Below are 20,417 nucleotides of genomic sequence, written 5' to 3'. Positions count from 1 at the left end.
CGGCTATCGTCCGGCCACCATTCGTGGAGAGGTGATGTCCGACGTCAACACCGCAGCCGCCTGCGAGAGCCATGGCGCTGAGCCGAAAAAGCCGTCTGGCGGGCTTCTCCATACGTCCGAGCGGCCCATGCCCGCGGAAGCACTTCGCTCCGCCCACCCGGCCTCCGGCGCCGTTCACCTCACGTCGCTGGGCTCGACCACGACGTTCCGGAAGGAACGCATCACCATGCTCGGCCTGCGCGGTATTCCCAACGTTCAAGGCGGGGTGGAACGGCATGTCGAAATGCTCGGGTGCGAGCTCGCTCGCCTCGGCTGGCATGTCACCGTAATCGGGCGCCGGTCATACCTGCCTGAAAGGGCGGTGACCAACTGGAACGGCATCGATGTGGTGCCGATCTGGTCACCGCGGAAGGTGGCGCTGGAGGCAGCCGTCCACACACTTCTCGGCGTGCTTTACTCCGGTCTCCACCGGCCGGATATCCTGCACATTCACGCGATCGGCCCCTCGCTCATGGTGCCGCTCGCCCGGCTTCTTGGTCTGAAGGTCGTGGTGACCCATCACGGCTTCGACTACAACCGGCAAAAATGGGGTCCTGTCGCCAAGAGGATTCTGAAACTCGGCGAGGCGCTCGGCATGCGGTTCGCCGACGGGCGTATCGCGATCGCTGGCGGCATCGCGGAGGCGATGCAGACCCGCTATGGCGTTCCAGTCAGCTTTATTCCCAACGGCGTCGCAATCCATAGCGCCAAGGATGGAGGAAAGGAGCTCGAGCGCTCCGACCTGTCCCCGCAAGGCTACATCCTGACTGTGGCACGCCTTGTCCCGGAAAAGCGCCAGACCGACCTGATCGACGCCTTTGCCAAGCTAAGGAACCCGGCCCACAAGCTGGTGATTGTCGGTGGCAGCGAGTTCGAAACCCCCTATTCCCGCCGGCTCGAGGAAAAGGCGCGCGGAGTGCCTGGCGTCGTCATGACCGGCTTCCAGACCGGGGACAGCCTCGCAGCCCTCTTCGCGAACGCCGCGCTCTTCGTCCTACCGTCCAGCCACGAGGGGATGCCGATAGCGCTTCTGGAGGCGCTCGGGCACGGCCTGCCCACTCTTGCAAGCGACATCCCCGCCAATCTGGAGGTGGGCCTGCCGGCGGAAGACTATTTCCCCTTGGGCGACGTCGATGCCTTGGCCGCGGCGATCGAGCGCAAGCTCTCCTCCTCCTCTTCAGAAGAAGAACGGCGCCACAAGGCCCGAGAGATCGAGGATCGTTATGGTTGGGCCTCGATCGCAGAGCGGACGGCCGCCGTCTACCGCTCGCTGCTCACCTGAACGCGCGCTCGAGGAACCCAAAAATGTCCCGGCATGGAAAAGCACGCCGCCATCTCCTTATGGGACTGCTGGTTTGGGTGCGCCGGGCCGCGCCGTGGCTGGTTCTCGCCGCTGTTCTTCTGGCTACGCTTTCGCCGCTCGACATGCGTCCCCGCACGGGGTCCGCCCATGCGGAGCGCTTCGCCGTTTTTGCCCTTCTTGGTTTCCTCTATGCGATTGCCTTCCTGAGACGCCTGGTTCTCGTCTGCATCATCGTCGCCTTTTCCACCGTCGCGCTTGAGCTCCTGCAACTGAGCCTGACGGATCGTCACCCTCGCTTTTCCGATCTCGCGGTCAAACTTGCCGGTGGTGTAGGGGGCATTTTCCTTACCTGGATATCGCTGCACCTCCGCGCGCGCCGCCGCAAGCGGTTACAAGAGACCAATCCGGACTGGCCACACTGGTCTGCGCGCGAGAACCTTCATCCGCGAGCGGGCGCGTGAGCATTCGGAAGAGGGGGCAATCTTGACAGTCAGCATCATCATCAAGACGCTGAACGAAGAAAAGCACATCGCTTCGACCGTCGAACACGCGCTTTCCGGCCTGGCGGGCGGAGAGGGCGAGGTTATCGTGGCCGACAGCGGCTCCACCGATCGGACGGCCGAGATCGTCTCCCGCTATCCCGCCACAATGGTTCAGATCGTCGAGCCCGCGCGGCCCAGTTGCGGCATCGGCGGCCAGCTCGGCTTTCAATACGCCCAACACGATTTCATCTGCCTCATCGACGGCGACATGGACCTGGATCCGACCTTTCTCACCGAGGCGCTGGAATATTTGCGCGCGCACCCGGATGTGGCAGGCGTGACCGGCCACGTGGAGGAGATGAACCTCGCCAATCTGGAGTTCACCCGCCGCGTAACCCGCAACGCGCCGGAAAACCGGGTCGGCGAGGTCGACCGGATGAATGGCGGCGGGGTCTATCGCCGCGCGGCCATCGAAAGCGTCGGCTACCTCACCGACCGCAATTTGCACGGCTACGAGGAATTCGACCTCGGCATCCGCCTGCGCAGCGCCGGCTGGCGGCTAGTCCGCCTCGACAGGCGCTTCGTGCGCCATTACGGCCATGTCGAAAACTCCTTTCGCCTCCTCTTGAGACGCTGGAAGAGCAAATATCTCTTCGGCATCGGCGAGGTGCTGCGCGGATCGGTGGGGAAACCCTACTTCCGGAAGATGCTCAGGGAACTGCCGGAGCTCAGGCTTTGGGCGCTGGTCTTGGCTTGCATCGTCCTTTCGCTGTCGCTCCTCCTCTTCCTTCCCGAGAAGCTTCTGTCGCTGGTCATCGTTTTGGGATTGTTTGCGTTCGTCGTGCTTGCCATGTCGCTGCGCAAGGGAAGCTTGGTCATGGGCACCTATTCCGTGGTTGCGTGGCTGTTCCACGCAGCGGCTCTTCCCGTTGGCTTTCTCCGCCCGCGCAGCGATCCGCGGGCCTGGATTGAAAGCCACAAGCTGGGCGAAGAAACATGAAGGCTCTTCACCGCCACCGCAAATGAGTGGATGCCGGTGAGGGGACCTCGCCTGCGGCCGGAGCCGCAGCGTCCATGAGCACTGCAAGGCCCCGGAATGTGACGCAAAACAAGACCGCACCGAAAAATCGGTCAGGACGCTTTCGCCTCGAACGCCGGCGGGAAATCGCCGAGCGCCTTCGCCTCATTGATCCGCGCCGCGATATCCTCCTCGACGATCGACTCGAGCTGAGCGAAGCTATCAATGACGTAGTAGATCGGCTGGACGATATCGATCCGGTAGGGTGTGCGCAGCACTGTCATCAGATCGAAGGGCCGGAACTCGCATTCTGTCGAAGCCATGGCGTTGCGCGTCTCGCTCGGCGACGAAACGATACCCGCGCCGAAGCAGCGCCTGCCTTTCGGCGTGTTGATCAGACCGAATTCCACCGTGAACCAGAAGATTCGGAACAGATGCCACGAATAGCCCTTACCGAGCGTGGCGGCCTTTTGTCCGAAGCGGCGAACAAAGTTGGCGTAGCTCGTGTTGGTGAGCAGCGGGCAATGGCCGAAAACCTCGTGAAAGAGGTCGGGTTCCTCGATATAGTCGATATGCTCGCGCCGACGCATGAAGGTGGCAAGCGGGAACTTGCCCTGCGACAACAGCTCGTAGAAGCGCGAGGGCGGGATAAGGGCAGGTACGCCCTCCACACCGAAGCCGGTGCTTTCGGCTAATCGCCTGTTCACATCCTTGAGCTGCGGAACCTTGTCCGGATTCAAACCCAGCGTCCGAACCCCTTCGAGATATTCATCGCAGGCCTTGTTGGCGAGCAGCGCCATCTGTCGCCGGTAGAGCTCGCCCCAGATCGCATCTTCCTCGGGCGTGTAGAGATAGGTTCCGTCCGGTTCCGGCAACTTGGCGGTATAGGTGCTTTCCTTGGTCATGACGTCACCTCATTCGTCAGGACAGATTGCTATAGCAATTCTACCACCGGCAGACCGAATATCTATTTCACATTCTGCAGACGCGCCTTCTCGCGGATATCGGAGGGCGTAGCAAAATAGGATTTGCGGAAACTGCGGTTGAAGTATGAGATGTCATCAAAGCCAGCCTGGGTTGCCAGCATGCTGATTGTGCGGTCGGTGAGGCGCGGATCGCTCAAGAGGCGGTGGGCGCGCGCCAGCCGCTGGCGCAAGACGAATTGCGTGAAGGTGGTGCCTTCGCCCTTGAACAAAAGCTGGATGTAGCGCGGCGTGACGCCGTTCCGCGCCGCCACGGCGGCGATGCCGAGGCCGGGATGATCGAGCCGGTCGAGGATATCGGCCTTGATCGCCTTCAGCCGCGCCGCGCGCATGCCACGAGCTTCGATGCATTCCCGTGCATCGCCGGTCACCCCGACAACCAAAGCGACCAGATCTTGGATATGGTGTGAGACGGCATGGCGCGTTTCGGCGCTTTCGATCCTGCCATCCTCCCAGATCAGCCGGAGATAGCCGGTCAGAAGGCGCATCGCGTCACTGCCACGGGGGACCGCACGCGCGGCCTCGAGGCTCGGGACCAGCGGCATGAGCAGGGCCGGCGGCATGCAGACCACGAGGCACTGCGCCGACGGCATATACTGCATCAAGCTCGGATCGGCGTTCAGAAGCGCAATGCCGCCGCCCTCGGCCGCCCCTACATCGCGGCCCAATTGGCTGGCGGTCACGTTGCCTGTCACGGGGATGAGCAGGACGAAATCGTCATTGCCGTCGGTGGCGATGCATTCTCGTGTGCGGCGCGCGGCGACCCCCGTGCAGCTGCCGATCAACGATACGTTCAGCCCGGGCAGGGTACGGATCGTCGCCTTGCAGCAAAACGACTTGCCGTCCAGGGGTTCCATGTCGAGCGCCACATGAGGCCCCAGGGCTTCGCGCCAGAACGACGACCGCTTGGCCGGCGGCAATCCATCGCTGGAAACCCTTCCCGGGCCGAAGTCCAGTTGCAGCGCCCCCATCGGATTTCTCCGGTTGCTAACAACGTTACGACACAGACTAGCACAGGTGGCCGCCATGCGACACGACGCTCACACCTCCGACTTATCGAGCCTAATACTTCGTTTCAGGCCAAGCCTCGTTTCGCCTCCGTTCAAGACCTCTCCTCCAGCCGGAGTTAGCCTCGACGCGGAGGGACAGTGGCAGCGGCGGGAGCAGGCGGTTCGGGGGATCGGCCGGGCGGATGCAACGGCGCATGCCTGACTGGAGGAACGACGATGAACCGCTTGAACCGCTCTGCCGGCGCATGCGTCCGTACAGTTCGCCAAGGAGCCGTTTCCGCGGTCGCCTGTTGCAGCCTGGCATTCGCCACCCTGTTGCCGGCCACCGTGGCGGACGCCGCGCCCGAGGGTACGCTCGACAGAATGACGATGGACCTGAGCGCCGACGGGATTTACGTCGGCGTCTACGTCGACTCCGCCGACGGGGAGAGCTGGACCCACATCCGGGATACCGGCATCCAACTCGCCGGCCCACTCGAGATCAAGATGAAGCACGGCCTTATCAAGGCTTTCGCCGTCTTTCTGGGCACATGTGAAGGGCACGCCTGCTTCGAGACGTTTGGGACACCATTTCTCGGCTCGGCCATATTCGGCGAAACCAGCCCGAAATCCATCGACGGCACGGTCAGTTTTTCCTTCCCGTCGGGTCTGTTGGGCGGTTCGAATTCAGGTGGCATCCCGCTGGTGCCCTATGGCAACGAGATCATCGCCCGGTGCAATGCCGGCCTTGAGGAAGGCAAGAGCCTGCAGAACGGGTTCGGCTTCATGCACACCGTTGAGATGACGCTGGGCGCCGACACGAAGATGTGGGACGGCTTCTCGTTCAACTCGTCGGGCAACGGCTTCGCATTGGGAAGCGAGCCGCTGGCGGATGTCGATTTCAGCCGTACTTTCGACGTAGCTCTTTCCGTGACCTGCGAGGCGGTGCCAGGCGCCGGCGGACCAGAGGAGATCAGCCAGGACTTGCCGCCGTACCAGGTGGTCGGCGCGGCGCTGCAGGGCGCTCCGAGCGTCCATGAAGGTGCGTGTCCAGTCGACCTGGAGCTGTCCATGAGCGTGGAGAGCAACATCCCAGGCCCCTTCGAGGCCAGGATCGAGGCCAAAAGCGGCTGGAAGTCGGAGAAGCTCGCAAGCCAGACGAGTGAGGCCGGCGCAAATGGAAGCTGGGCGAAGCATTTTACGGCGAACCTCGCCATTCCCGTAGAGAGGCCGCCAGAGGAACCATCCGGCGGTGCCGGCATGGACGCCGCCGCGGGTATCGGCCAGCTCGGCACCGTCGAGCCTGCGCCCGACGACACGTTCCCCGGTTCCGGCGGGATACCCGACGGCCCGGGTGAGGTGCAGACAGGCTACAATCCTCGCAATCTGCATGAAGATTCGCTGCGGCTCGTCGCAACCGGCGGCGGCAAGACGGTGATCTCGGAATGGTGGAAATACTCAGTGACCTGCGATCCTCAGGTAGGGCCGTCGGTCGGCGACCTGCCGCAATCGCTTGGCCAGCCGGCCTTCATCGAGCAGGCCTTCCTGACCACCTTCCCGAAGGCGCCGATGGATGGCTCCCAATGCGGCATGACTGTCGTCGGCTGGATCCAGACGAACGTCAAGAATGTCCCCGTCAAGTTCCGCCTCAGGAACCACCAGGGTGTCACGACCCCCTGGCAGACCATCCTGACGTCCCACGCAAACAACATCGGCAAGTTCCTCGAAAATCTCGACTTCTCCACCAGCGGCGAGGGTGTCTGGGTGTCCGAGGAGGGCGGCTGGGCGCTGCCGGGCACAGGAGCGGGCAGCCAGGCCGGACGCAAGGCGGGAACGTTGCAGATCGTCATCGAGCAGCCGGTGGCCTTCCAGAGCAATGTTGCGAGCTACGACTTCGTCTGCCAGGATCCGGCGCCGACGGCCATCGGCACGGCACCCACCGTCAACCTCAACCCCGACGTGGTCCCGTCCGACGATCTTGCCGGCCGCAAGCCGCCCTCGACGGCGGTCGATATCCGTTGGGTGCAGCAACGCCTCCTCGACCTCGGCTACCGCGAGGTCGGCGGGATCGACGGCGCCTTCGGCAGGCGCACACGCGCCGCGCTCCTTGCATTCAAGGCCGACAACGGTCTGCCTCCGAAGCCCGAGGTGGACGACGAGACGGTGGCGGCGCTGCGTACGGCCACTCCGCGCAAGATACCTGAGAGGCAAGGCGATACCGCGGCACCGAAACGCGCCATCGTCGATCCTGTGCCGAAGAACGTCGCATGCGCCGGCGGTATCGTGCGCAACGGCATGTGTGCTTGCCCGGAAGGCACCCGTGCAGAGGAGGTGCGGACGAATGCCTATCGCTGCATACGCGAAGTGGCCCGCCCCGAGATCAAGGGTATTGTCGTCCAGCCCCCGGTCAGGAAGGTGGAACCTCAAAGGGTAGCGCCCGAGATCGCCTGTCGGGGTGGCGTCGTGCGAAACGGGGCCTGCCTCTGCCCACAGGGTTCTGCGCTCAGGAATGGCGCATGCCGGATCGGCACGGCCGCCCGTGAAGCGCCGCGGAGGGTTGCACCTCCCGAAGCGCCCCTGCGTCTCGCACCAGCGACACGCACGCCGTAGGAACGCAACGAATATCCGGCCGAGCAGTGCTGCTCGGCCGGACAATGAAAAGCCACCGCAGCGGTCTAGGAAAAGTGGAAGTTGGGTTTTCCGTCCGGGATTGCGACAAACAAAGAATTGGACCGGTGCATCGGTTCACGGAATCGATGAACCGGTCTAAGCACCGGCCAGTGCCGCAGCAACCTCAAGCGCACTCACGAAAAGACCGAGGAGGGCAAGAGCCGTGAGAAATCCGGCCAGCCCTTCCCTCGAAAGCCGCCCTTGGGCGAGCGCTTCTGCGGCGCGGCGACCCGAGGCCTCCATCGCGCAGCGCATGAGAAAGAACCGTTCCACGGGAACCTCCTGTTTTGCCTCCGCCAACCGTCCCAAGGACGAAGCGAGCGAAGGATTCCGACATTTTTCGAAGGCGCATTATTCCGATTGGCTTTGGCGAGTGATCCGGGGTACGGAGCCGATGCGACCTGCCGCTGTTCGCGGACGGCGGCGCCACGTCATTGCGGCGGCCCGTCCTCGCGCCGCTTCACATCCACCCGCCGCTCGCCTAGTTTGGGACCCATGGCACAGAAGAAAGCGCATGAAGTCGACGGCTGGCTGGCCCGCCCCGACCGCGATATACCGGTGATCCTGATCTACGGGCCGGACCGCGGGCTGGTGTCGGAACGGGCGAGAGTGTTTGCACAGAAGACCGGCCTGCCCCTCGACGACCCCTTCACCGTCGTCAGGATCGACGCCGCCGACGCGGATCAGCAAGGACGCCTGCTCGACGAGGCGCGCACCGTTCCGATGTTCGCCGAGCGCCGCCTCGTATGGGTGCGCGGCGCTGCCGGCCACAGCGCGCTCGCCGCCGATGTGGCCGCCCTCATTGCCGACCCGCCGACGGACAGCTTGGTCCTGATCGAAGCCGGAGACCTGAAAAAGAACGCCGCGCTGCGCACTGCTGTTGAGCGCGGCCACGCGGCCATGGCGCTGCCGTGCTATGCTGACGACGGTCGCGGCATCGACGCCGTGATCGACGAGATTCTTGCCGCCGCCGGCCTGTCGATCGCCCTCGATGCGCGGCAGCTTCTGAAGGCCAATCTAGGCGGCGATCGGCTCGCCTCGCGCGGCGAACTGGACAAGCTGGCGCTTTATTGTGCCAGTGCTGGCGAGGTTTCAGCCGAGGACGTGCGTGCGGTGATCGGCGACGTCTCCCGCCTCTCCGCCGACGATGCGGTGGATGCCGTGCTCTGCGGCAGCATTGCCGCGTTCGATACGCTCTTCACACGCCATCTCGCCAGCGGCAGCCCGCCCTTCCTGGTTCTTTCCGCCGCCTTGCGCCAGATTCAGGCGCTGCAATTGATGCGCGAGCAGGTGGATCGCCACGGCAAGACACCGGCCGCTGCCGTCGCATCTGCCCGGCCGCCGGTTTTCTTCACCCGGCGGCGCGCGGTCGAGCAGGCCCTGCAGCGCTGGAACCAGGCTATGCTGCAGGCTGCGGCAAACCGCCTGCAAGGCGCCATCTTGAAGTCCCGCCAGCATCCAGCCGTAGCCGAGCCGCTCAGCCGCCAAGCACTTCTGGCGCTAGCTATCGAAGGCGCTCGATCTGCAAGATAAATGTAAATTTGCCGGCTAACATATTGCTAGCGCTGCAATAGCCGGCAAAGCTCGTCGAGCTGCTCCAGCGTGCGGTAGGCGATGCGCAGCTCGCCGCCCTTATCCTTGTGGCCGATCGTCACCTTCATGCCGATATGGTCGCTCAGGAGCTTTTCCAGCGACAGCGTGTCGGCATCCTTCTCCCTGCGCGCCGCGCCACCCGGTGTCGGCTCCGCATCCGGCGCGGCAGCGAGCGCTTCCGCCTGGCGCACGGAGAGCCCTTGCTCGACGATACGCTTGGCAAGGCTCGCCGGGTCCGCCGCGGTGACCAGCGTGCGCGCGTGGCCGGCCGTCAGCGAGCCATCGACGATGAGGTCGCTCACGGCGGACGGCAGTTTGAGCAGCCGCAACGTGTTGGCCACGTGGCTGCGGCTTTTGCCGATAACCTGGCCCAGATCGGCCTGCGTGTAGCTGTGCTCGTCCATGAGCTGCTGGTAGCCCCGCGCCTCCTCGATCGGGTTCAGGTCGGAGCGCTGCACGTTCTCGATGATGGCGAGCTCGAGCGCGACCTTGTCATCCACATCGCGGACGATGACGGGCACCTCAGTAAGGCCGGCGCGCTGAGCGGCGCGCCAGCGGCGCTCGCCAGCGATGATCTCGAAGCGGCCGTTCGCCGCCGCCGGACGCACCACCACCGGCTGCACGATGCCGTGCTCGCGGATCGACTGGGCAAGATCGCCGAGTTCGTCCTCCGCAAAGCTGCGCCGCGGGTTGCGCGGGTTGGGCGAGATGAACTCGATCGGTGCCACCCGGTCGGCGCGCACCGCCTCCTGCTCGCTCGCTGAAGGGTTGTCCATTTCGCCGATCAGAGCGGCCAGGCCGCGGCCGAGACGTTTACGCGAGGCATCTTCGTTCATGTCGGTTCCACACTCCGGAGACTATGCGAAAAACTCATGCCGCCCGCAGGCGCCGCTCGCGCCGGATCACCTCGGAGGCCAGCTGCAGATACGCCTGGCTGCCGGAGCATTTCAGGTCGTAAAGGATCGCCGGCTTGCCATAGGAAGGCGCTTCGGACACGCGCACATTGCGCGGGATCACCGTCTCGTAGACCGTGTCGCCCATATGGGCGCGCACGTCCTCGACCACCTGGTTGGCCAGGTTGTTGCGCCGGTCGAACATGGTCAGCACGATACCCTGTATGGTTAAGCGCGGGTTAATGGACGTGCGGATCTGCTCCACCGTCTCGAGCAGCTGGCTCAAGCCCTCGAGCGCGAAAAACTCGCATTGCAGAGGCACGAGCACCGAATCGGCCGCCGCCATGGCATTCAGCGTCAGGAGGTTGAGGGAGGGCGGACAATCGATCAGCACGTAGGAGTAGGGCACGCCGCCCGGCGCCTCCCGCAACGCCCGGCGCAGCTTCAGGACCCGGTCCGGCGCTTCCGCGATCTCCATCTCGATGCCAAGCAGATCGAGCGTCGAGGGAATGATGGCAAGACCCGGCACCGCCGTATCCATCGCCGCCCCACGGACACTAGCGGCGCCAGTCAGGACGTCATAGGACGAGACCATGCGCGCCTGCCGGTCGATGCCAAGGCCGGTGCTGGCGTTGCCCTGCGGGTCGATGTCGACGATCAGCACCCGCTCGCCGATGGCTGCGAGCGCGGTGGCCAGGTTGATGGCAGTGGTCGTCTTGCCGACGCCGCCTTTCTGATTTGCCACTGTAATGATGCGCGATGGCGTGCTCATGGGCCCCTGCAGCCAATATTCTTCCAACATCACCGTCACCGGCGGTGCGAGAGGCGGCGGAGATCGCTGATCTCCAGAATCACGCCGTCGCCGATCGACTCGCTGTGTTCTACCAGATCGAATTGCCAGGCGTCACCGCTTTCTTCCACTTCCCGCCGGTAATCCCGGCCTTTATGAAAGAGAGCCCTTGCGCCTTGGACAAGCCATGGTTCGGCAAGCTCCAGCAGGCGGCTCAACGGCGCCAATGCCCGCGCCGTGACGATTTCCGGCGCTGGAATCGCCGTGTAGCAGTCCTCAATTCGCCGTGCATGCACCGTGGCTGGGGCATCGAGACCTGCCAGCGTCGTCTGCAGGAACGCCGCCTTCTTCCGATTGCTTTCCACCAGATCGATATGCGCTTCGGCGCGCTCGATCAGCAAAACGGCAACCACCCCGCCGGGAAAGCCACCGCCGGAACCGAGGTCCAGCCATCGCTTGGCCTCCGGGGCCAAGCGAACGAGCTGCGCGCTGTCGAGAATGTGCCGCTCCCACAGATGCGGAAGCGTGGAAGGAGCGGCGAGATTGATGCGTGCCGCCCAGCGTCGGAACGCGGCCTCAAAGGCCTCCAAACGCACAAATGTTTCACGTGAAACCGGCCCGGCGACTGCCTGCAGCGCCGCAAAGCGCGCCTCAGTCACGCCACGCCCCGCGCTTCGCCCTGGCGCAGCGCCATCAGGATCAGCGCAAGGGCGGCCGGCGTCATCCCGTCGATCCGCTGCGCCTCGGCCAGCGTGCGCGGCTTCAGCCGCCGCAGCTTGTCCTTCAGCTCATTGGAAAGGCCCGGCACCGAACTGAAATCCGCATCCGAGGGAATGGCCTTGCTCTCGTCTTGCCGGAGCCGCTCAGCATCCGCTGCCTGGCGCTCCAGATAGACCGCGTAGCGTGCCTCGGTTTCCAGTCGCTCAGCCGTCTTCGGTGGTATATCACCCAGTTCCGGCCAGATTTGTGCCAACCGCCCAAGCGTCACATCGGGATATGACAAAAGGTCGTAAGCGCTGCGACGAATCCCGTCATGGTTGAGTGGGATGCCATGTCGCGTCGCCTCATTTGGGGTCAGGTCACGCGCCTGGGCGAGGGCACGCGCCTCGACCAGCGCCTTCTCTACCTGCGTGAAACGCGCCCGCCGCTCTGCCGAAGCAATGCCCCACTCCACCGCTAGCGGCGTCAGCCGTGTGTCGGCATTGTCCGCCCGCAGCGATAGGCGAAACTCGGCGCGCGAGGTGAACATGCGATAGGGCTCGCTCACACCCCGCGTCACCAGGTCGTCCACCATCACGCCGATATAGGCATCCGCCCGGCTGATGGTGGCGGATGCAGCCCCCGAGGCTACCCGTGCCGCGTTCAGCCCGGCAAGTAAACCTTGCGCGGCCGCTTCCTCGTAGCCAGTCGTCCCGTTGATCTGCCCAGCCAGGAAAAGACCGCCGACGCGCCGGGTCTCCAGCGAAGGCTCCAGCTCGCGCGGGTCGACATGGTCATATTCAATGGCGTAACCCGGCTGCAGCACGCGCGCCCTGGCAAGCCCGGGAATGGTCTTCAGAAAAGCATGCTGCACTTCCTCAGGAAGCGAGGTGGAGATACCGTTCGGATAGACCGTATCATCGTCCAACCCCTCGGGCTCCAAGAAAATCTGATGCCCGTCGCGCTCACCGAACTTGACAATCTTGTCCTCGATCGACGGGCAGTAGCGCGGCCCGACCCCCTCGATCGCGCCGGAATACATGGCAGATCGCGTGATGTTCTCCTGGATGATCGCGTGCGTCTCCTCCGTGGTCCGTGTAATGCCGCAGGCGATCTGAGGGTTGACGATCCGATCTGTAAGCAAGGAGAAGGGCGTCGGCTCATCGTCCGCCTCCTGCCGGCCAAGCCCGCCCCAGTCGATGGTCCGCCCATCGAGCCGCGGCGGCGTTCCCGTCTTCAATCGCCCGAGCACAAACCCTGCTTGCTCCATGGAGGCCGAAAGCCGTCTCGCTGCCGGCTCGTTCACCCGCCCAGCGGGAATTGTCTTCTCGCCGATATGAATGAGCCCGCGCAGAAACGTGCCCGTGGTCAGCACCACGGCACCGCAATCGATCCGACGCTCATCGGAAACGACCACATGGGTGATCCGACCTTTCTCGACGCCCAGCGCGTGCGCCTCCGCCTCCACCACGTGGAGGTTTTCCTGCTCGGCGATTGCCGCCTGCATGGCCTCGCGATAGAGCCGCCGGTCCGCCTGGGTGCGCGGGCCCCGCACCGCCGGCCCCTTGCGCCGGTTCAAGAGGCGAAACTGGATGCCCGCCGCGTCCGCCACGCGGCCCATCAGCCCGTCCAGCGCATCCACCTCACGCACGAGCTGGCCCTTGCCGATCCCGCCGATGGCGGGGTTGCAGGACATCACGCCGATCGTATCCCGCCGCAGCGTGACGAGCGCCGTCCTCGCGCCCATGCGCGCGGAAGCTGCAGCGGCCTCGCACCCCGCATGGCCGCCACCGATCACCACGACATCGAAAGACTCGCCCATAACCGCTCCTTCTCGCCGGCCCCAGATGCGCGCATCGGGTCCGTCAGTCAAGCCCGTCGGGGAAGCAAATGTTTCACGTGAAACGGTATACCCCCATCTCTATCGGGGGAGGTCGCCGCAAATCTCCAAACGCGGGTGATTGGCGCAAACGCCCCTGCGGTCGTCATCCTCGATCTTGACCCGAGGGCCGCCCATGCCGGAACATCGACACATCACCAGCGACCTCATCACAGCAGGTGTTTCACGTGAATCACGTCGCCCCTTCCGCATCCATGTTTCACGTGAATCATTTACCGATGCAGAAGGTCGAGAAGATCGTGTCCAGCAAGTCCTCCACGTCGATCTCCCCACAAATGCGGCCCAGCGCGGTGGAGGCAAGGCGCAGGCCCTCGGCTCTCAATTCCAACACATCGCTCTGCCCCTCAAGCGCGGCATCCAAAGCCTCCACCGCCTCCCGCAGCAAGGCCACATGCCGGGAGCGGAATGGCAGAAGATCGCCGGTGCGCGCATCATACCCCGCACAAGTGTCGCGCAAAAGCTGCAGCAGATGATCGATCCCTTCGCCAGTCTTCGTGGAAAGAAGGCACGCATACCGCCCTGCCGGCATCTCGCTTTCGACGAGGTCGCTCTTGCTGCCGACCCGAATCAGCGGCTTATCCGAAACACCGTCGAACGGGACGGGCGCGGCCGCATCCTCCAGGAGGATCACCAGGTCGGCCTCGAGCGCCCGCTGCAGTGAGCGTTCGATGCCGATGGCCTCGACGCGCCCTTCGGCCTCGCGAATGCCGGCGGTATCGGTGAGCACAACCTTCATGCCGCCAATGTCCATGTTCACTTCGAGCACGTCGCGCGTCGTGCCCGGTTCCTCCGTCACGATGGCGACGTCGCGACGCGCGAGCGCGTTGAGCAGGCTCGACTTGCCGGCATTGGGCGCGCCCAGAATCACCACCCGAAGGCCCTCGCGGATGATCTCGGCATCGCGGTAGGCTGCGGCATGGGCGGCGATCGCGCTGCGCAGCGCGGTGATTTCTCTCCAGATCGCGTCGGCCACCGAGCCGGGCACATCGGATTCGTCGGCAAAGTCCAGTTCCGCCTCGATCATCGCCCGGGCATGGATGAGTTGCCGCCGCCATTCCTCGTAAAGCCGGCGATGCCGCTCGTCGCTGTTGGCAAGCGCGAAGCGCCGCTGCGCCTCCGTCTCCGCGGCGATCAGGTCCGACAGGGCCTCGGCACCGGTGAGATCGATCTTGCCGTTGAGAAAGGCCCGCTTGGTGAACTCGCCGGCTTCCGCCCCCCGCAAGGCGGGGAAGGACGCCAGCGTCTCCAACACCGCATTCACCACCGCGCGCCCGCCGTGCAGATGCAGTTCACCGCAATCCTCTCCGGTAAAGCTCTCCGGCGCGGGAAAGAAAAGGCATAGCCCACGGTCCAGAAGCGTGCCCGCGCGGTTGCGGATCGCCGTCAGTTTAGCGTTGCGTGGAGCGGGAAGGCTCCCTGTCATGGCTTCGATCACAGCCGCTGTTGCCGGCCCCGAAAGCCGCACGATGGCGACCCCGGAGGGCAGGGCGCCGCTCGACAGGGCAAAGATGGTGTCACGAACTAACGTTTGATCCGCCATAGCCGGCGCTCTACCTTCTTTTCAGTCCGACATGGAGACGAGATCGTGGCACTTCCCGCAAAAAACCTGCTTGGCGATGAGACCAGCCCCTACCTCCAGCAGCATAAAGGCAATCCCGTCCACTGGCGCCCCTGGTCGACCAAGACGTTGGCGGAGGCGAAAGCCCTGGACAAGCCCATCCTCCTTTCGATCGGCTACGCCGCCTGCCACTGGTGCCATGTGATGGCCCATGAGTGCTTCGAGGACGACGAAGTCGCCGACGTCATGAACCGTCTCTTCGTCAATATCAAGGTGGACCGAGAGGAGCGTCCCGACATAGACCAGATATACATGGCGGCCCTTCAGGCGACCGGTGAGCAGGGCGGCTGGCCGCTCACCATGTTCCTGACACCCGATGCCAAGCCCTTCTGGGGCGGAACCTACTTCCCGAGAAAGGCGCGCTTCGGCCGCCCTGGCTTCGTAGAGGTCCTGAACGCCGTCCACACCGCCTGGAAAGACAAGCAGGCGGAACTGGCGCGCAGCGCCGATGCCCTCGCAGCGCATGTTGCGAGCCGCCTTGCCCCGACGCCCGACGGAGCGGCTCCCGCCGCACCGCCCTTGCAGCCACTCGCCGAAAAGATCGCCTCTATGATGGATCCCGATCTCGGCGGCCTGCGCGGCGCGCCGAAATTCCCCAACGCGCCGTTCCTCGATGTCCTCTGGCTCGACTGGCTGGAGAACCGTACAGTCGCGCGCCGCGACGCGGTCCTCGGCACGCTGCGCTCTATGCTCTCCGGCGGGATCTACGACCATGTCGGCGGCGGCCTTGCGCGCTATTCCACCGACGCACAGTGGCTCGTCCCGCATTTCGAAAAGATGCTCTACGACAACGCTCAGATCATACGCCACGCCTGCTTCGCCCACGTCGAAACCGGCGACGAATTGTTCCGGATGCGAATCGAAGAGACGATCGGTTGGGTGCTGCGCGAGATGCAGGTGGAAGGCGGCGCCTTCGCGTCCAGCCTCGACGCGGATACGGAAGGCGAGGAAGGCAAGTTTTACTTGTGGACACGCTCGGAGATCGAAAAGGTCCTCGGCGAAGACGCCGAAACGCTTCTCGGCTTCTACAGCCTTTCCAAGCCCGAGGGATGGGAAGGTGATCCGATCCTGCACCGGCTGCATCGCCCCGATGCGCAACCGCCGGCGGAAGAGCGTCGCCAGCGCGAGTTGCTCGACAGGCTGCTTGCTAAGCGCGAAAAGCGACCGCGCCCGGGGCGAGATGACAAGGTTCTGGTGGACTGGAACGGGCTGACGATCGCTGCCCTTGCAACCGCTGGACGCCAGTTAGCACGGCGAGACTGGATCGAGGCCGCCCACGCTGCTTATCGTTTCGTTTGCGAATCGATGCAGGATGAACGTCTGCCGCACAGTATCAGGGGCGAAAAGCGCTTGTTCCCGGCGTTGGCCAGCGATTACGCGGCGATGATTTCCGCCGCCGTTGCGCTGCATGGAGCGCTACAGGAGAATGCGTTCATCAAGCAGGCGCTCCGCTGGGCCGAGATGCTCGACCGTTGGCACGCCGACGAGGCAGGGAGCGGCTATTTCCTGACCGCCTCCGACAACGCCGACGTGCCGATGCGCATTCGCGGAGATGTTGACGAGGCTGTTCCATCGGCCACGGCGCAGATCATCGTCGCCCTGACCCAGCTTTCCTCGCTGAGCGGCGATCACGCCCTCTACGAAAAAGCCATGCGCTCGGCGGAAGCGGCACTAGCCCGTGCCCAGCAACAGGCATACGGGCAGGCCGGCATCATCCACGCCGCGGCCTTGGCGCAACGCCCCATGAAACTGCTCATTAGTGATACCTCCCAGCATGAGCGGTTCGTTCCGGTTGCGAATCGAATCAGCGATCCCCGGCGCGTCGATGTCGTGCTCAAGGAGGAAGAGAAGGCGCCAGCCGAACAAATGGCCGGGATCACCATCGACCGCGCAGTGCCGGGGGCTTGGTTATGCGTCGGCCAAAGCTGCCTGCCGTCCATCCACGATCCCGTGATCTTGGAAGCCACCCTGCGCTCATCCCGGAAGGAATAGAGCCGGAGTGCTGGCAGTGAGGGAATGGGTCCCAGCCCATCCCCGCACACAAATCCAGGTTCAGGTGTTCATGGAATCGAAGAACTCGGCGTTGCTCTTGGTCTGCCTGAGCTTGTCGTTGAGGAACTCGATGGCATCCGTGGTGCCCATCGGCGCCAGGATGCGGCGCAGGACGAAGATTTTCTGCAGGTCCTGGCGCGGTACCAGGAGGTCCTCCTTGCGCGTGCCGGACTTGAGGATATCCATGGCCGGGTAAATGCGCTTGTCGGCAACCTTGCGGTCGAGCACGATTTCCGAGTTGCCCGTGCCCTTGAACTCCTCGAAGATCACCTCGTCCATGCGGCTGCCGGTATCGATCAGCGCCGTGGCGATGATGGTGAGCGAGCCGCCTTCCTCGATATTGCGCGCCGCGCCGAAGAAGCGCTTCGGCCGCTGCAGCGCATTGGCGTCGACACCACCGGTCAGCACCTTGCCCGAGGAAGGCACCACCGTGTTGTAGGCGCGGCCGAGCCGGGTGATGGAATCGAGCAGGATGACCACGTCCCGGCCATGCTCGACAAGGCGCTTGGCCTTCTCGATCACCATCTCGGCCACCTGCACGTGGCGTGTCGCCGGCTCGTCGAAGGTCGAGGACACCACCTCGCCCTTCACCGAGCGTTGCATGTCCGTCACCTCCTCTGGCCGCTCATCGATGAGGAGCACGATCAGGTAGCACTCGGGGTGGTTTGTGGTGACGGAATGGGCGATGTTCTGCAGGATCACGGTCTTGCCGGTGCGCGGCGGCGCCACGATCAGCCCGCGTTGGCCCTTGCCGAGCGGCGCCACGAGATCGATCACGCGGGCCGACAGGTCCTTCGTGGTAGGGTTTTCGATTTCCATGTTGAGCCGCTCGTCGGGGTAGAGCGGCGTCAGGTTGTCGAAGTGGATCTTGTGGCGGATCTTCTCGGGGTCCTCGAAATTGATCGTATTGACCTTGAGCAGCGCGAAATAGCGCTCGCCCTCCTTGGGGCTGCGGATCGGCCCTTCCACCGTATCGCCCGTCTTCAGCGAGAAGCGGCGGATCTGCGATGGCGAAATGTAGATGTCGTCCGGGCCCGGCAGGTAGTTGGCGGTCGCGGAGCGCAGGAAGCCGAAGCCGTCCTGAAGAACCTCGACCACGCCGTCGCCGATGATCTCGATATCCTGGGTCGAGAGCTTCTTGAGGATCGCGAACATCAGTTCCTGCTTGCGCATGATGCTGGCGTTCTCGACCTCGAGCGATTCGGCGAACGCGATCAGGTCGGTCGGCGACTTGCTCTTCAGCTCCTGTAGTTTCATTTCCTGCATAGTGGCGGGCTCTGGATAGGTCATGGGATGCCTGAGGGATGGCTGGGGCGCTTTGGGCGCCGGCAGCGTCCGGAACATCGGAAGAAAGGCACCGGACGTGGAAGGAAGGGAATGCCCTTTTATCGCCCTGTTGGACAAAGAGCAAGGCGCCTTTTTGTTCCCGCGAATCTCTCCTTTCGAAGCGAAAAAGCGAAAGTCCGCGCCGTCGGGCGGGCCGTTAAAACGGCTTCACGATCACCAATATGACAATGACGATCATCAGCACCGTTGGCACTTCGTTAACCATACGCCAATGCCGCGCCGGTTTCACGTTGCGGTCGGCCGCAAACAGCCGAACGGCCCTGGAAAAATACCCGTGAACGCCTGAAAGGATAACGACCGCCGCAATCTTCGCGTGCAACCATCCACCGGAAAAGCCGAAACCCTTCCACGCGAGCCACAGGCCGAACATCCAGGTTGCGATCATGGCCGGATTGATGATGAGGCGCAGAAGGCGCCGCTCCATCACCTTGAAGGTCTCGCTCTCGGCCGAGCCCACGCTCGCCTGCGAATGATAGACGAAGAGCCGCGGCAGATAAAGCATTCCCGCCATCCAGGAGATCACGGCGATGACGTGGAATGCCTTGATCCAGGGATAGAGGCCGTCCGGCGCCGCCAGGAAAAGCAAGGCCGTCAGCACGGCGAAAATCGCCAGCGAGGTGAAAGCCCGCTGCGCCGCGCCCTTTCTGTCCGTTTGAGCCTCTGTCGTCATTGCACGGCCTCCCGCACCCGCCTTACCATGGCTTCCACGTGTTCCACGGGTGTCTCCGGCGTTACACCATGCCCGAGATTGAAGATCAGCGGCCCGCTCCCGAGCGTGGTGAGAATGGCATCGACACCTTCCTCGAGCGCCCGTCCGCCGGCGACAAGCCGCATCGGGTCGAGATTGCCCTGAACCGGACCTTCCGCCTGCAGGCGCCGCGCGGTCGCCAGCGGCACGGTCCAATCAAGCCCGAGCGCGGTCACTCCGGTAGCCTGCCGGTAACCCGCATAGAGCGTGCCGGCACCCTTTGGAAAGCCGATGATAGGCACCGTCGGATGCCGCTCGCGCACCCGGCGCACGATCTCCGCAACCGGCCGTTCGCACCAGGCGCGAAAACTTGCCTCGTCCAGAACACCCGCCCAGGAATCGAATATCTGCACCGCGTCGGCACCGGCATCGATCTGGCGGATGAGATAGTCGGCCGAGCAGGCGGCAAGCCGGTCGAGAAGGCGGGCGAATGCTTCTGGCGAAGAATGCCCGAACAGCCGCGCCGGCGCCTGGTCCGGCGTACCACGCCCGGCGATCATATAGGTGGCGACGGTCCACGGCGCACCGCAAAAGCCGATCAGCGCCGTCTCGCGTGGTAATTCGCTGCGCAGCCGCCGCACCGTCTCGTATACCGGCGCCAGCCTTTCGTGAAAGTCCGCTGTTTCGAGCGCATCTATATCGTCCTTGCCGAGCGGCGTCATCAAAGGACCCGCACCCTCTTCAAAGCGCAGGTCGCGGCCGAGCGCATGCGGCTCGACAAGGATGTCGGAGAAAAGGATGGCCGCGTCGAAGCCAAATCGCCGGATCGGCTGCAGCGTCACCTCGACGGCAAAGTCGGGATTGTAGCACAGGTCGAGAAAGCTTCCGGCCTTCTTACGGATATCCCGGTATTCCGGGAGATAGCGCCCCGCCTGGCGCATCATCCAGATAGGGGGTGGGAAGACCGTTCGCCCGCTCAACGCTTCGAGGAATTTCCGTTCCGGCACGTGAAAGGCCTCCAAAGATTCAAAAATAAAGAATCCAAGATTTAGGAATCTTCTGATTCTAAGAGTCTGTTTGGAGTGTGGATTAAAGCCTGTCCACGATTCCCGTCCTCGAAAGGGTGCGCATTTTGCCGCGCCGACATACGATACCATGGGGATATCTTTGCGGGGACTTTCGGACTTACGCAATGGAATCAATCCGCTGCATAGAATGGGAGGTTCCTAGGTATTGCCTCCTCTATGTGGACAGTATTTTCTCTCCACACAGTTTTCTACAGGCGCAAAACCAAATCCGCATCGGCGCGAATTGTGGATGAGCGATGGGGTTTTCCCCTCCGCGCGCCTCGCC

Annotated in this window: 17 protein-coding genes; 6 read left to right on the top strand and 11 right to left on the bottom strand. The window is 63.8% G+C overall.

Annotated elements, in window-relative coordinates; genetic code table 11:
* The first annotated feature begins 226 nt into the window (after positions 1-226).
* Genes GPJ75_RS20430 through GPJ75_RS20420 form a run of 3 tightly spaced genes read left to right on the top strand, consistent with a single transcriptional unit; the run spans position 227 to position 2,824 of the window.
* Complete coding sequence (locus tag GPJ75_RS20430) at positions 227-1,321, top strand: glycosyltransferase family 4 protein (RefSeq protein WP_163270908.1); 1,095 nt, start codon at positions 227-229, stop codon at positions 1,319-1,321.
* 23 nt (positions 1,322-1,344) lie between these two features.
* Positions 1,345-1,803 carry a VanZ family protein gene (locus tag GPJ75_RS20425; RefSeq protein ID WP_163270740.1) on the top strand — a complete coding sequence of 153 codons (459 nt, stop codon included), beginning with the start codon at positions 1,345-1,347 and terminating at the stop codon, positions 1,801-1,803.
* A gap of 22 nt (positions 1,804-1,825) precedes the next feature.
* A complete protein-coding gene (locus tag GPJ75_RS20420; protein WP_163270738.1) occupies positions 1,826-2,824 on the top strand; it encodes a glycosyltransferase family 2 protein in 999 nt (332 codons plus the stop codon).
* A 131-nt stretch (positions 2,825-2,955) separates the two neighbouring features.
* Here the strand turns inward: GPJ75_RS20420 and GPJ75_RS20415 are convergent, their stop codons facing one another.
* Together GPJ75_RS20415 and GPJ75_RS20410 are read right to left on the bottom strand one after the other, a co-directional pair.
* Positions 2,956-3,747 carry a phenylalanine 4-monooxygenase gene (locus GPJ75_RS20415; protein ID WP_163270736.1) on the bottom strand — a complete coding sequence of 264 codons (792 nt, stop codon included), beginning with the start codon at positions 3,745-3,747 and terminating at the stop codon, positions 2,956-2,958.
* A gap of 62 nt (positions 3,748-3,809) precedes the next feature.
* Positions 3,810-4,796, bottom strand: a complete 987-nt coding sequence (locus tag GPJ75_RS20410; protein WP_163270734.1) for an AraC family transcriptional regulator — start codon at positions 4,794-4,796, stop codon at positions 3,810-3,812.
* 255 nt (positions 4,797-5,051) lie between these two features.
* Here GPJ75_RS20410 and GPJ75_RS20405 point away from each other — a divergent pair, with 255 nt between their 5' ends.
* Positions 5,052-7,424 (top strand): peptidoglycan-binding domain-containing protein, encoded by a 2,373-nt coding sequence (locus tag GPJ75_RS20405; protein WP_163270732.1) that lies wholly within the window; start codon positions 5,052-5,054, stop codon positions 7,422-7,424.
* Between the two features lie 156 nt (positions 7,425-7,580).
* Here GPJ75_RS20405 and GPJ75_RS20400 read toward each other — a convergent pair whose 3' ends face one another.
* Positions 7,581-7,757 carry a hypothetical protein gene (locus GPJ75_RS20400; protein WP_163270730.1) on the bottom strand — a complete coding sequence of 59 codons (177 nt, stop codon included), beginning with the start codon at positions 7,755-7,757 and terminating at the stop codon, positions 7,581-7,583.
* Positions 7,758-7,979: 222 nt separating this feature from the next.
* On the opposite strand from GPJ75_RS20400, the gene holA reads away from it, so the two are divergent.
* Complete coding sequence (holA, locus tag GPJ75_RS20395; RefSeq protein WP_163270728.1) at positions 7,980-9,017, top strand: DNA polymerase III subunit delta; 1,038 nt, start codon at positions 7,980-7,982, stop codon at positions 9,015-9,017.
* 26 nt (positions 9,018-9,043) lie between these two features.
* Here the strand turns inward: holA and GPJ75_RS20390 are convergent, their stop codons facing one another.
* From GPJ75_RS20390 to mnmE, 5 genes are all read right to left on the bottom strand, one after another.
* Positions 9,044-9,913 (bottom strand): ParB/RepB/Spo0J family partition protein, encoded by an 870-nt coding sequence (locus GPJ75_RS20390; RefSeq protein WP_163270726.1) that lies wholly within the window; start codon positions 9,911-9,913, stop codon positions 9,044-9,046.
* A 34-nt stretch (positions 9,914-9,947) separates the two neighbouring features.
* Positions 9,948-10,742 carry a ParA family protein gene (locus GPJ75_RS20385; protein WP_163270724.1) on the bottom strand — a complete coding sequence of 265 codons (795 nt, stop codon included), beginning with the start codon at positions 10,740-10,742 and terminating at the stop codon, positions 9,948-9,950.
* Between the two features lie 35 nt (positions 10,743-10,777).
* Entirely contained in the window at positions 10,778-11,419 is a 642-nt protein-coding gene (rsmG, locus tag GPJ75_RS20380; protein ID WP_163270722.1) for a 16S rRNA (guanine(527)-N(7))-methyltransferase RsmG, read from the bottom strand.
* Positions 11,416-13,281 carry a tRNA uridine-5-carboxymethylaminomethyl(34) synthesis enzyme MnmG gene (gene mnmG, locus GPJ75_RS20375; RefSeq protein ID WP_163270720.1) on the bottom strand — a complete coding sequence of 622 codons (1,866 nt, stop codon included), beginning with the start codon at positions 13,279-13,281 and terminating at the stop codon, positions 11,416-11,418. The genes rsmG and mnmG overlap by 4 nt, the downstream gene beginning before the upstream one ends.
* A gap of 286 nt (positions 13,282-13,567) precedes the next feature.
* The gene (gene mnmE, locus GPJ75_RS20370) at positions 13,568-14,899 is read right to left on the bottom strand and encodes a tRNA uridine-5-carboxymethylaminomethyl(34) synthesis GTPase MnmE (protein WP_163270718.1); all 1,332 of its coding nucleotides are present in this window, start codon (positions 14,897-14,899) and stop codon (positions 13,568-13,570) included.
* Between the two features lie 45 nt (positions 14,900-14,944).
* Here mnmE and GPJ75_RS20365 point away from each other — a divergent pair, with 45 nt between their 5' ends.
* Complete coding sequence (locus tag GPJ75_RS20365; protein ID WP_163270716.1) at positions 14,945-16,969, top strand: thioredoxin domain-containing protein; 2,025 nt, start codon at positions 14,945-14,947, stop codon at positions 16,967-16,969.
* 60 nt (positions 16,970-17,029) lie between these two features.
* Here GPJ75_RS20365 and rho read toward each other — a convergent pair whose 3' ends face one another.
* The 3 genes from rho to hemE all read right to left on the bottom strand — a co-directional run bounded on the left by rho (position 17,030) and on the right by hemE (position 20,071).
* On the bottom strand, positions 17,030-18,295 hold the full coding sequence (gene rho, locus GPJ75_RS20360; protein WP_159586937.1) for a transcription termination factor Rho: 1,266 nt from the start codon (positions 18,293-18,295) through the stop codon (positions 17,030-17,032).
* A 217-nt stretch (positions 18,296-18,512) separates the two neighbouring features.
* Positions 18,513-19,046: a protoporphyrinogen oxidase HemJ gene (gene hemJ, locus GPJ75_RS20355; RefSeq protein WP_163270714.1), complete on the bottom strand. Its 534-nt coding sequence runs from the start codon at positions 19,044-19,046 to the stop codon at positions 18,513-18,515.
* Positions 19,043-20,071 carry a uroporphyrinogen decarboxylase gene (hemE, locus tag GPJ75_RS20350; RefSeq protein WP_163270712.1) on the bottom strand — a complete coding sequence of 343 codons (1,029 nt, stop codon included), beginning with the start codon at positions 20,069-20,071 and terminating at the stop codon, positions 19,043-19,045. The genes hemJ and hemE overlap by 4 nt, the downstream gene beginning before the upstream one ends.
* Positions 20,072-20,417 lie beyond the last annotated feature (346 nt).

Source organism: Chelativorans alearensis (assembly GCF_010993735.1).
In the GTDB taxonomy this organism is placed as follows: domain Bacteria; phylum Pseudomonadota; class Alphaproteobacteria; order Rhizobiales; family Rhizobiaceae; genus Chelativorans; species Chelativorans alearense.
This window is presented reverse-complemented; position numbering and strand designations above follow the sequence as displayed.